This window comes from Paraniabella ginsengisoli (genome assembly GCF_022513635.1).
Taxonomy (GTDB): domain Bacteria; phylum Bacteroidota; class Bacteroidia; order Chitinophagales; family Chitinophagaceae; genus Niabella; species Niabella ginsengisoli.
In genome coordinates this window covers 1,236,495-1,248,272 of the sequence record NZ_JAKWBL010000004.1, presented here as the reverse complement: position 1 = coordinate 1,248,272, position 11,778 = coordinate 1,236,495, and the positions used below count along the sequence as shown (strand labels likewise).

The following is an 11,778-nucleotide window of genomic DNA, read 5'->3' as shown; positions in this document are numbered from 1 at the left end:
TTGACCTACCTTCCGTTACCTACTTGCTACTCACTATTCCCTACTCGCCGTTTCTTCCACCCCATTTTTATTAATCGTAGTTACGTAAACATAATTTTCTATTCCAATTTCATCATAAATGTTTTTCATAATATCACCTACAGTCCTTGCTGTATCTTCGTTTTCACTCAACATAAATATAGATGGACCGGAACCTGAAATACCGCCACCCATTGCACCAGCTTCTTTACAACGAAGTTTTACTTCATCAAAAGCAGGAATTAAAATGCTACGCACCGGCTCTATAATTACATCTTCCAGCGAGCGACTTATCAACCCGCGATCGTTATTCATAAAGCCTGCAACCAGTCCGGCGATATTACCCCATTGTTTAATAGCGTCTTTTAAATAAACCTGCTTGCGTAATATTTGCCGCGCATCTGCTGTACGCACTTCAATTTGCGGATGCACAACTGTTACAAACAGATCAGGGCTTGCAAGAGGTACAATATCCAGCGGATGTATAGAACGAATTAATGTAATGCCACCAAGTATGCAGGGTGTAATATTGTCAGCATGCTTCACACCTGTTGCCAACTTTTCACCAATCATTGCTAGTTGCACTAAATCTTCGGTAGAAAAAATATTGCCTAATAATTTATTCGCACCAACCGCTGCACCCGCCGCACTTGCTGCGCTGGAACCCAGTCCACTGCCGGGTTTGATGCGCTTTTCAATAGTAACTTTAATTCCCTTATTGATTCCTGCTTTTTCCAAAGCAGCCAATAATACTACACCAGCTACGTTCTTTTCCGGATCGGTTGGAAGATTGAACTGATCTCTGTTTTGAATTACAACACCAGGTTCATCAATCAACTCAAACTCCATGATGTCGTAAGGCTCTTTCAAAGCAAGCCCCAGTATGTCAAAGCCACAAACCAGGTTGGCTACCGTTCCGGGAGATTTGAGACGTACGAGCCCATCCCCAACCCCTTCCCAAAGGGAAGGGGAGTTGGGTCGTTTAAATTATTGGGTTTATTTTCTTGATTCATACAATTTGTTCTTTAGGGTTTCCAAAAGCCCTCCCTTTGGGAGGGTTGGGTGGGCTTGGCATTATATTGCCGCTCTTACAATATCTGCAAATACTCCGCTTGCTGTTACATCCGCTCCTGCACCAGCTCCTTTAACAACCAAAGGCTGTTCTGGATAGCGCAAAGTATAAAACAAAACCACATTGTCCTTACCGTATAAATGGTATAGATCATTTTCAGGATTAATGTGCTGTAATCCCACTGATGCTTTCCCTTCGTTAAATGTAGCTACAAATTTCAATTTGCATTTTTTGCGTTTGCTTCGTCCAGCAATTTTTTAAAATGTGCTTCATGACGAACCATGCACTGATAAAATTCTTCAACACTACCTTGCATACATTCATCTGGTAAAAATGTATTATTGGTTATATCACCCATCTGCATTTCGTAGCCTGCTTCTCTTGCCAGAATCAATATCTTTCTCATTACGTCTGTTCCGCTTAAATCCAAACGCGGATCGGGTTCGGTATAACCTTCCTCCTGAGCCTGCCGAACAACATCAGAAAAAGGCCTGATACCATCATAATTATTAAATACAAAGTTGAGTGTCCCGCTTAATACTGCTTCTATTTTTTTACTTCGTCGCCGCTATGCACTAAATCATTTAAAGTACCGATTACCGGCAAGCCTGCACCTACATTGGTTTCGAACAAAAACTTGCAATTGAACTCACGCGCCAGGTTTTTAAGCAGTTTGTAATGCTCATAATCTGATGAAGCCGCGATTTTGTTGCAAGCCACAACTGATATACTTTTTTGCAACAATCTTTCGTAAACCGAAGCTACATCTGCATTTGCTGTAATATCTACAAAGATTGAATTACGCATATTTTTCTCAACCACATTATCAACAAATAATGATAAAGAAGCTTTTTCACCATTTTCTAATAATTGCTTCCAATTTTGCAACTCGATGCCTTTTTCATTAAAAAGCATATTGCGGCTATTGCTAATTCCAACTACATTTATTTTTATTTTATGATGATGTTGTAAAGACGCAACCTGTTTTTCAATTTGCTGCAATAATTTGGCTCCCACATTACCAACACCGGTTATAAATAAGTGTACCTGTTTAAAAGTAGTTTCAAAAAGTCTTCATGCAATACGTTAATAGCCTTGCGAACATCGTCTGTTGAAATGACTGCGCTGATATTTTTTCCGAAGAACCCTGCGCAATCGCACGAACATTAATTCCGTTTCTGCCCAATGCACTAAACATGCGCCCGCTCACACCTGGATGACTTTTCATTTGCTCACCAACTAACGCGACAATTGAAAGACCAGTTTCTACTTTAAGCGGCTCAACTTTCTGAAGCGCTAACTCTCCCGCAAAAGCCGCGTCAATTGCATGTTTCGCATCTTCAGCTTTGGCCTCATCTACTGCTACACAAATGGAATGCTCTGAAGAGCTTTGTGTAATGAGTATAACATTGATTTGTTCATTGCTTAATGCTTCAAACAATCTTTTTGAAAAACCCGGAATACCTACCATTCCGCTGCCTTCTAAACTTAACAGTGCTAAATTATTGATACTTGAAATACCACGTATAATATTGCCATTTCCTTCTGATTGTTCATTATTAACAACCAGTGTTCCTTCATCACTAGGCGCGAAAGTATTTTTAATCCAGACAGGAATATTTCTGTTCATTACGGGCTGAAGTGTAGGCGGATAAATCACTTTAGCACCAAAATGTGAAAGCTCCATGGCTTCACCATAAGAAATTTTTTCAATCACTTTAGCGTTCGCTGTCAGACGTGGATCAGCAGTCATCATGCCGCTAACATCAGTCCATATCTCCAAGGCCGATGCATTGATTGCTGCAGCAATAATGGCGGCCGTATAATCAGAGCCACCACGCCCAATGGTTGTAGTAACGCCTTCTTGGCTGCTTGCAATAAAACCGGGAATTAAAAAAGTTGTTGCGGAGCAGCATCAAAGTAATTGATGATATTGGCTTTTGTTAAATCGAAATCAACCTGGGCCTGCGTATAGTTGCTATTTGTTTTAATTAATTCACGGGCATCTTTCCATTGCGCATCCACACCTTCAAATCTTAATTTTTCTGAAATGATCTGCGATGAAATCCACTCGCCATAACTTGCCAGCCTATCTTTTGTGCGCGGTGTGATTTCGCTAAGCAAAAAGATGCCATTGCATATATCTTCGATTTCGTTTATAGATGTTTTGACAAGGCTTAGCAACTGGCTTTGATGCGCCACAGGAATAAGGCTTTTCACAACATCAAAATGTCTCTTTTCAATTTCTGAAATGATCTGCTTATAGTCCTCATTCCCTCTTGCCGCCTCACTTGCAGCCAGCAAAAGCATATCTGTTACACCTCCTAATGCAGACACAACTACTACTGTTTTTTCTTTGACAACTTCATTTTTAACAATAGCGATAACTTTATTGACATTCTCTGCATTGGCTACCGAAGTGCCGCCAAATTTCAAAACCTTCATGGTTTATTTATATTATAATGAACAAAAATGTTTGTGAAAACGGCCTAAGGCCCAAGGTGGTGATATGACAGATTACAACCCTTAACGGGTTGTGATAATAGTTGTGGTTGTAGTGGAAACTACAACGAAGGATGAATTTGTATGTGTACTGTTGTTAAACATGAACCTGCACAAGATAAGACAGGAATGAAATACTAACAAATATTTTTTGATTTCTTATTTCGGCAATTTCATTGACGCCAATTCTTGTCAAACCCATTCTGGACTAATATCTCCTTGTACTAATAATATTATCCGGCAGCTCAAGATGATTCCAGTCCTTATGAATAGCCATCGCCGCACCTATTGCTGTGGCTTGAGACACCGATGCCGCATACACTTCCGCTTTCGGGTACGCTTCAGCCAGTAATTGCATATAGGTTTCATTTTTTGCAAAACCTCCATCTACAAAAATTATCTTTACGTTATTATATACCAGATCCGTAGACCGTTTTTGCGCAATGATTACCTGCTTAATAAAATTGGTATATGCTTCTTCGTAGCTATGATAATTGGTTACGTCAAAATCAGTCAACTCTCTCAACTCTGGTTCTTCTTTCAGCAAAGTTTTATCGTATGCGATCTTTTCAAAATAATTAGGAACCTCGATAAAATGCTGTGACAGCTTTTTAATGATTTGCTCGTGAGCATAGCCAGCGAACAAACGCGATGATTTTACAGTGCCTCCTTCATAGGTCATATAGCAAAGACAATCTTTTTCCAATTCATCTCTGGTAAGTGGTGAATCGTTAAAAGCATTCATGCTAATGCACCAGGTTCCTGTGGATATTAATAAAAACGGCTCTGCTATATTTTGAATATATGGAATGAAAGCTGCCGAGCTATCATGCAAGCCAATGCCACATTTCAACTGCTTGCCATTATAGTTTATGTCCAATGATTTTGCTGAAGAAAAAATAGGTGGTAATTTCTTATCAATGTCTTCCTTCATCACCCAATCGTGATAATTGCTTTTTGAAAAATCCCATAACGCAGTATGGCAACCAATACTGGTAATATCCGAATATTTCTGTCCACTAATTAATGAACTTAAATATTGCGGGAAATGAACTGATTGAGCCGTTCTCTCAAAAAGGCGCGGCTTATGATACTTTAATGAATAAAGCTGCAATCCTGAATTAAGGTTTCCCAATGCTGGAGAGGCCGTGCGTAACGCAATATCTTCCTTAGTGCCATACGCCGAATAAAATTTTTCTTCTACAGCAACAGGATAAGGTTTTAAATAATTATACAAAGGTGCCACCAAGTTATCATGAGCATCTAAATGCACAAAACTGGCTCCATAAGCCGAAAAGTTAACCGCTTTTATATCGTAAGTATTGCTATGTATATACTGACTCAATGTGTCAAGAACCCATCTCCGCAAAGCTCTGATATCTTCACAGGCAAATCCGTCCTCATCTTCTATTTCCTCAAAATACACGGATAACTCTTCAACAATTTTATAATCTTCGTTAAAAAGGAAAAATTTTTTATTGGTCTTTCCAATATCGAATATCGCAATTACAGGAATCAAAGCTATTTATGATTTATGATTTTGTCGTCGTTCCGACCGAAGTTTTGCCTCAAGCAAAACGAGTGGAGGAATCTGTTACTCTACAGGAGATTGCTCAACTCCACTTCGTTTCGTTCGCAATGACGATCAGCTAAATTTTACAACCCGGTTGCTATGCTGTTAGTTCCTCTTTTACCGATCAGTTGCTGTCTTATTTTTTCTTCCCTGAACAATTGCAGTGGCTGCAAAGCCGCGCCAGATCTTAATCTTGCTTCTGCCACTAAGGAACGCAAATCTGTACGATAAGCGCTTTGTAAAATTTCTTGTGCGCCTGCCACGTCATTATTAAGTTGAGCATCGCTCAGTACTTTGCTATCTACCAATAAAGCCTGGGCATAGGCAAGCATGATGGCTTCCACACTTTGCAATAAATCTTCAAGCGGATCTTTTACATTGTGGCTGGCATCGATCATCCAACCTAAATCTGTTGCATGATTCATTCCACGTGCATCCATCCCTTCCACAAGTTCTTTAAATATCAAAAACAATTGATACGGTTTTATGCTGCCAACTGTCAAGTCATCGTCGCCATATTTACTGTCATTAAAATGGAAACCACCCAGTTTCTTTTCGTTCAGCAATAATGCTACAATTTGCTCAATGTTTGCATTGGGCAAATGATGGCCCAGGTCAACCAAAGTATAAGCTTTATCTCCAAGCTTACTTGCGTATAAAAGTGATTGCCCCCAATCGCCAACCGTTGTTGAATAGAAATTAGGTTCGAAAGCTTTGTACTCTACAAACACTTTCCAATCTTCTGGTAAAGCAGCATACACGGCTTGCAAGCTTTCTAAAGTGTTATTAAAAGCATTTCTAAAATTCAACTGCCCCGGAAAGCAGGATCCATCAGATAGCCAAACCGTTAATGAGTTAGAACCTAACTCCTCGCCGTATTTAATCACTTCGATATTATGATCAATAGCTTGTTGGCGCACCGCTTTATCAACATGCTGCATAGAGCCAAACTTATAACTCAGCTTTTGATCTTTCTGATCCTGAAACGTGTTAGAGTTCATAGCATCAAACTTCAAATCGAAGTCTGTAGCAAGGTTTTTAATAGCCTGGGCGTCTTTTGGAATGTCCCATGGAATATGCAAGGAAACCGCACCGCTGCTACGGTTCAGCTGATGCAGCAAACCAATATCTTCTATTTTTTCTTCTAACGTTGACGGCTCACCGCCGCCGCTAAAACGACCAAATCTTGTACCTCCGCTTCCCAAAGCCCATGAAGGAATGGCTACTTGAAAATCTACCAGCTTCCTGATAATAGCCTCCGCATCAGGCAATTCGCCAGATACAAAATCAAAAGCTCTTTTATGTTGCGCTAAGCGTTTTTCGTTATGTGCATCTATCTGCGCTTTATTTAAAATCATAGATCAAAATTTAATACAATTTTATTAATATTTTTATTGAACCAGCTGTAGCATATATCTCATCGAAATTGCGACGCTCCATTCAGCTTCAATACAAATCTCATCTTTTATCCGCCAATTTGATTGGCGGCCATTAATATTGAAGCCCTTGGGGCTTCACAACCCCTGCTTCGCACGCGTCATATAACATCCAAGCCTTTGGTAAGGCGAGGTGCATTGGCTATTCGAGGCGTCTTCGCCTCGAATTACTATGTTATCGCCTCCAGGCGATTTCCTTAATAATTAAAAAAACGGGTCGGCAGACTGGAAAATCACCAACCCTTGTTGCTTTGCTATATGAAGACTCGGCCTCTCCCCAGCCCCTCTCCGGCGGAGAGGGGAGCAGGAGATAAAACTCTTGATAGGTGTTGAAACATTACTCACAATAACCTAAACTAAGACCTTCCAGGTTTTTAAAACCTCGAAGGCCTTATAGAACTCTATCGCACAAAAGCCTGCGCCACTCCACCATCTACATTCAATATATTACCAGTTGATTTATTAAGCAAGCCGCTTACAAATACAAAGCAGGCATTAGCTATATCATCAGGTAAAATAATTTCGTTCATTAATGTACGCTTAGCATAATAAGCCGGTAATTCTTCCACGGTGATACCGTAAGCTTTGGCACGACCTTCGGCCCAGCCGCCAGCCCAGATATTCGAATCAGAAATCACCGCATCTGGATTTACCGTATTCACACGTATTTTATCTCCCCCTAATTCTGCTGACAATAACCTTGAAAGATGCGCCTGCGCTGCTTTTGCAGAACCATAACCCGCATTGTTAGGCCCGGCTACAATAGAGTTTTTAGAAACAATATTGATAATATCACCGCCAATGTTTTGCTTGCGCATGATCTTTACCGCTTCTTTTGAAACCATAAACTGGCCCTTAACCAAAATATCATAAAGCCTGTCCCACTCTTCAATAGAATGTTCCGTAATACTTTTTGATATACTGATGCCAGCATTGTTTATAATAATATCAACACCACCAAATGCAAGCGCTGTACTTTCCATCGCGGTAGCAATTGAAACCGGATCTGTTACATTTAATACCACCGAAGCGGTAGAATCTTTACCAAATGCTTTTTGAAACTCTTCGGTTGTAGCATTGATGCGCTCTTCATTGATATCGTTGATGATAACGCATGCACCTTCCTGTGCAAATTTCTTAGCAATAGCTTTACCAATACCGCCACCGCTACCGGTGATCAGCGCCACACGTCCGCTTAAAGGTTTAGGCTTCGGCATGCGTTGCAGCTTTGCCTCTTCCAATAACCAGTATTCAATATTGAAAGCTTCCTGCCTTGGGAGAGACGTATATTCAGAAATAGCTTCCGCGCCACGCATTACGTTAATGGCATTGGTATAAAACTCAGCAGCAACACGTGCTGTTTGCTTATCTTTTGCGAAAGCAAACATTCCTACACCCGGATAAATAATAATTACCGGATTCGCGTCGCGGATGGCTGGGCTGTTCGGATGTTTACAGGTATTGTAATACTGCTCATACATGTTGCGATAGTCATCAAACAATGGAGCGATCTTCTCTTTAATTGCAGCCACATCTTCCAGGTTTTCTTCAGTTGAAAGATTTAAAACCAATGGGCTGATCTTGGTACGAAGAAAGTGATCGGGGCAAGAAGTTCCCAACGGGGCTAATCTTTCCAGGTCGTTAGAATTAATGTATTGCAACACACGATCATCATCTGTAAAGTGACCAATCATCTTAACTTTTGAAGAACAGAAGCCGCGAAGTACAGGAGCCAGTTCAGATGCTTTTTTCAAGCGCTCTTCTTTAGCTACGGACTGTATTTTTTCGCCACCAAAAACCGGCCCTTTCTTACCCAAATTTTGTTCAATATATTCCGCACATTTTTCGATTACTTCAAGTGTGTTGATGTAACTTTCATAAGCGGTATCGCCCCAGGTAAATAAACCATGTGAGCCTAACATAATGCCGCGGATACCAGGATTTTCGTCCAAACACTTTTTGAGCATTAAACCCAACTCAAAACCCGGTTTTTGCCAAGGCACCCAACCAATGGTACCACCAAATAATTCTTCTGTGATTTTTTTCCGTCTTTTGCTGCCGCAATTGCAATCGCTGCATCTGGATGTAAATGGTCTATATGTTTAAAAGGCAGAAACCCATGCAAAGGTGTATCGATCGAAGGCGCTTTGGAGTTTAGGTCGTAAATACAATGATTAAATAATTCAACCATTTCATCTTCATACTCCAGTCCGCGATATACATTTTTGAGGCTGCGCAGTTTATCTACATATAACGCTGCAAGCCCGTTTTTGGTAAGTGTACCCAAATCTCCGCCGCTACCTTTAACCCACATAATCTCTGTTTCTTCACCAGTTAAAGGGTCTTTAGCCATTGCCTTGCAGGATGTATTGCCACCACCATAGTTGGTAAGGCGAAGATCTGCACCCAACAAGTTAGAACGATAGATCAGCAATGCTACTTCATCTCCCGCGAGTTCAGCAGCTTTTGCCTCGTCCCATAAATAACTTACATGTTTGAAAGTTTTAGTGTCTGTTGCCATAATTCTTGTTTTGACCTCACCCCCAACCCTCTCCTATAGGAGAGGGGAGTGAGATCCTGAGTTTTTAAATATCTCTTTTATATTATTGATTCATATTCTACAGTACAAGAGTGCGATCCTTCGACAAGCCCGACCGATCATCCGGGCAGGCTCAGGATAAACTGCCACGAATGTGATGCCACATAATCGGGACGATAAACCGATCCGCCAGCTGGCGGAAATACCGATGCCATCTGTACTTCAGCCGGATTCATAAAACCTCACCCCTATCCTCTCCTAAAGGAGAGGGAGAAGTTATTTTAATGAATTACCCAAGCCAACTAATAAAACCGATAATAAAATAACGACGATACCTGCGATAACAGTAAACATCGTTTTTTTACTTACGCCTTTCCATTCTTTTAATATTAATCCCCACACATTTGCTATTAAAATAATAAAAGCCATGTGTAATATCCACGAACTGGGGCCGTTACCCATTTTGCTTTCTCCCATACCATAAAAGAAGAATTGCAAAAACCAGGTTGTTCCTGCCAATGCACAGAAAATAATATTAGAGAGAATGGGTGTTTTATTATTTGTATAATCCTTAAAAGTTTTGTTACGTGCATTTAGGATTAAACACCAAATGAGATTGGTGGTGAGTCCGCCCCATAAAATAATGATATAAGAAACATTGTTCTGAAATAAGAACTCGCCCTGATTAGGATTAGCGGCTTTCCAAAGTTCGTTAGCAACGTTTGCCATTGGCTTGGCTGCCTCTATTCCAAAGTTGAAACAGGCACTCAATATACCAGAAACGATGGCTACGGCGATACCCAATCCAAATTTGTATTCATCCTTCCCCGAAAGATGTGCTTCTGTGTCAGCGTTACCAACTGCATGTGGATCTGAGTTGGCGAGCGCACTGCCTTTCAGCTCCTTTTCTTTCATCACGCCGGCCTTGCCGCACATAACAATACCAATAATACAAACCAATAACCCCGCTAAAACCGTTTGCCCCCAACTGGTTCCCGTTAATAACCCGATCGTATCTTTTCCATCTGCTGGTGTAAACTGATAATAAATAGCAGGCATTAAGGCTCCAAAAACCATAGACAAACCAAGGATAATACTGCTGCCTAATGATACGCCCAAATAACGAACGCCCAACCCATAAGTTAAGCCGCCAATACCCCAAAGCAATCCAAACAGAAACGCAAAACCAAGCGTAGAACCACCAGCCTGGCTAATGATTTCAGTAAAATTGGGAATGGTAAGCCATGCCGCAATTGGCGGAACAATGAGCCACGAAAACAAACCGCCCACAAGCCAGTAAGATTCCCAGGCCCAGCCTTTTACTTTTTATAGGGGATATAGAAGCTTCCCGAAGCAAAACCTCCAATAAAATGAAAAATAACTCCAAGTAAAGCGTTCATGAATTGTAAATTTTCTATATAGTAAGCAAATCTTTAGAAGTCGAAAATAATTCAACAAAAACCGCTAACTGTCATGTACTGTCATGATTTATTGTAATTTTTACAAAAATTAAGAAAATAGAAACATTTCTGTTCATTTCTCTATATTGCTTCCTTAACATATTTGACTTTGCTTTACCGGTTACTTAAAATATATGTGCGTGCGGCTATTCATCTTTTTTGCCATTCTATTTATGTTGACAAAAAATATTTGTTGAATACAAAGGGCCCTTTACTTATTGCCGCTAATCATCCCAACTCGTTTCTTGATGCGATGATTTTTGATGTATTGTTTGAGATTCCCATAACCTCTTTGGCAAGAGGCGATGCGTTCAAAAACAAATATATATTTAGAGTATTGCGAGCGCTAAAAATGCTACCGGTGTACCGCGTAAGGGAAGGCGCAGAAAATCTGAATATTAATTATAAAACGTTTGACGAGTGCATTGAGTTGTTTAAAAAAGAAGAGGCTGTATTGATATTTAGCGAAGGGCTTTGTGTGAACGAGTGGCACTTGCGTTCGTTAAAAAGGGTACAGCAAGGCTTGCGTTTCAGGCATGGAACACTGGCATACCTGTGAAAGTATTGCCCGCCGGAATTAACTATAGTTCTTTCTATAAGTTTGGGAATAAAATCCATCTTCATTTTGGAGATTTTATTAACGCCGATGTGTTCGATTTAAATAATGCCGATGGCATTAACTATACGCTGTTTAACGAAAAGCTGAAAACCCAATTACAGCCGTTGGTTTATGAAGTGAAACCTCTAGACAAAAAATTGCTTAAACAAAAATTTGGCAAAAGCTCATTACTACAAAAAATAATTCTTGCTCCTTTTGCTTTGGCAGGAGCCTTACTTCACGCGCCATTGTATTGGACAATCAAATGTATTGTAACGCTACTTTTTGGCAAAACCGATCATTTTACTTCGATTATGTTTGGTTTGTTATTATTGACTTATCCTTTTTACCTGGCTGCAATTACCATTGTAGCATACAGCACTGGCGCGGGATGGGGACTACTGACCTTGATCGTTATGCCTTTACTTGCGTTTAGTTATGTGAAGTATGGTGTGAGGAAAGGGTAGTGTTTAATATACGAGATACGGAAAAACTGTTGTGGCTGGCTTATGTTGGCTGAATATATTCTACTGTACAAGCGAGCGTGGCAACACCGATCCCATATATTGACTGCTGACTA

12 protein-coding genes and 1 pseudogene are annotated in these 11,778 nt (G+C 40.3%); 2 read left to right on the top strand and 11 right to left on the bottom strand.

Going from position 1 to position 11,778, the window contains the following annotated elements:
• Positions 1-33: 33 nt before the first annotated feature.
• The 11 genes and pseudogenes from MKP09_RS24130 to MKP09_RS24095 form a co-directional block, all read right to left on the bottom strand.
• A pseudogene (locus MKP09_RS24130) lies at positions 34-942 on the bottom strand (homoserine kinase); the annotation flags it as partial.
• A 150-nt stretch (positions 943-1,092) separates the two neighbouring features.
• The gene (locus MKP09_RS27080) at positions 1,093-1,311 is read right to left on the bottom strand and encodes a hypothetical protein (RefSeq protein WP_262915605.1); all 219 of its coding nucleotides are present in this window, start codon (positions 1,309-1,311) and stop codon (positions 1,093-1,095) included.
• Positions 1,308-1,586 (bottom strand): hypothetical protein, encoded by a 279-nt coding sequence (locus MKP09_RS27075; RefSeq protein ID WP_317235487.1) that lies wholly within the window; start codon positions 1,584-1,586, stop codon positions 1,308-1,310. Before MKP09_RS27075 ends, MKP09_RS27080 begins: the two co-directional genes overlap by 4 nt.
• 50 nt (positions 1,587-1,636) lie before the next feature.
• Positions 1,637-2,107 carry a hypothetical protein gene (locus MKP09_RS24120; protein ID WP_240833183.1) on the bottom strand — a complete coding sequence of 157 codons (471 nt, stop codon included), beginning with the start codon at positions 2,105-2,107 and terminating at the stop codon, positions 1,637-1,639.
• Between the two features lie 46 nt (positions 2,108-2,153).
• A complete protein-coding gene (locus tag MKP09_RS27070) occupies positions 2,154-2,936 on the bottom strand; it encodes an aspartate kinase (protein ID WP_317235486.1) in 783 nt (260 codons plus the stop codon).
• 44 nt (positions 2,937-2,980) lie between these two features.
• Positions 2,981-3,535, bottom strand: a complete 555-nt coding sequence (locus MKP09_RS27065) for an amino acid kinase family protein (RefSeq protein ID WP_262915604.1) — start codon at positions 3,533-3,535, stop codon at positions 2,981-2,983.
• Between the two features lie 265 nt (positions 3,536-3,800).
• Positions 3,801-5,111, bottom strand: coding sequence for an FGGY-family carbohydrate kinase (locus MKP09_RS24110; protein WP_240833181.1), 1,311 nt, complete (start codon positions 5,109-5,111; stop codon positions 3,801-3,803).
• A gap of 137 nt (positions 5,112-5,248) precedes the next feature.
• Positions 5,249-6,523, bottom strand: a complete 1,275-nt coding sequence (locus tag MKP09_RS24105) for a sugar isomerase (protein ID WP_240833179.1) — start codon at positions 6,521-6,523, stop codon at positions 5,249-5,251.
• A 479-nt stretch (positions 6,524-7,002) separates the two neighbouring features.
• Positions 7,003-8,604 (bottom strand): bifunctional rhamnulose-1-phosphate aldolase/short-chain dehydrogenase, encoded by a 1,602-nt coding sequence (locus tag MKP09_RS24100; protein WP_317235427.1) that lies wholly within the window; start codon positions 8,602-8,604, stop codon positions 7,003-7,005.
• Positions 8,568-9,122 (bottom strand): class II aldolase/adducin family protein, encoded by a 555-nt coding sequence (locus tag MKP09_RS27060; RefSeq protein ID WP_262915603.1) that lies wholly within the window; start codon positions 9,120-9,122, stop codon positions 8,568-8,570. Before MKP09_RS27060 ends, MKP09_RS24100 begins: the two co-directional genes overlap by 37 nt.
• A 294-nt stretch (positions 9,123-9,416) precedes the next feature.
• Entirely contained in the window at positions 9,417-10,430 is a 1,014-nt protein-coding gene (locus MKP09_RS24095; RefSeq protein WP_240833177.1) for an L-rhamnose/proton symporter RhaT, read from the bottom strand.
• 279 nt (positions 10,431-10,709) lie between these two features.
• Between MKP09_RS24095 and MKP09_RS24090 the strand changes: the two genes are divergently transcribed.
• Together MKP09_RS24090 and MKP09_RS24085 are read left to right on the top strand one after the other, a co-directional pair.
• On the top strand, positions 10,710-11,159 hold the full coding sequence (locus tag MKP09_RS24090; RefSeq protein ID WP_240833175.1) for a 1-acyl-sn-glycerol-3-phosphate acyltransferase: 450 nt from the start codon (positions 10,710-10,712) through the stop codon (positions 11,157-11,159).
• Positions 11,156-11,665, top strand: a complete 510-nt coding sequence (locus MKP09_RS24085) for a hypothetical protein (protein ID WP_240833173.1) — start codon at positions 11,156-11,158, stop codon at positions 11,663-11,665. Before MKP09_RS24090 ends, MKP09_RS24085 begins: the two co-directional genes overlap by 4 nt.
• Positions 11,666-11,778 lie beyond the last annotated feature (113 nt).

Bases quoted from the DNA above. Each gene is read 5' to 3' on its own strand.
- MKP09_RS27065 (WP_262915604.1), bottom strand. From the start codon at position 3,535: ATGAAGGTTTTGAAATTTGGCGGCACTTCGGTAGCCAATGCAGAGAAT.
- MKP09_RS24105 (WP_240833179.1), bottom strand. From the start codon at position 6,523: ATGATTTTAAATAAAGCGCAGATAGATGCACATAACGAAAAACGCTTA.
- MKP09_RS27060 (WP_262915603.1), bottom strand. From the start codon at position 9,122: ATGGCAACAGACACTAAAACTTTCAAACATGTAAGTTATTTATGGGAC.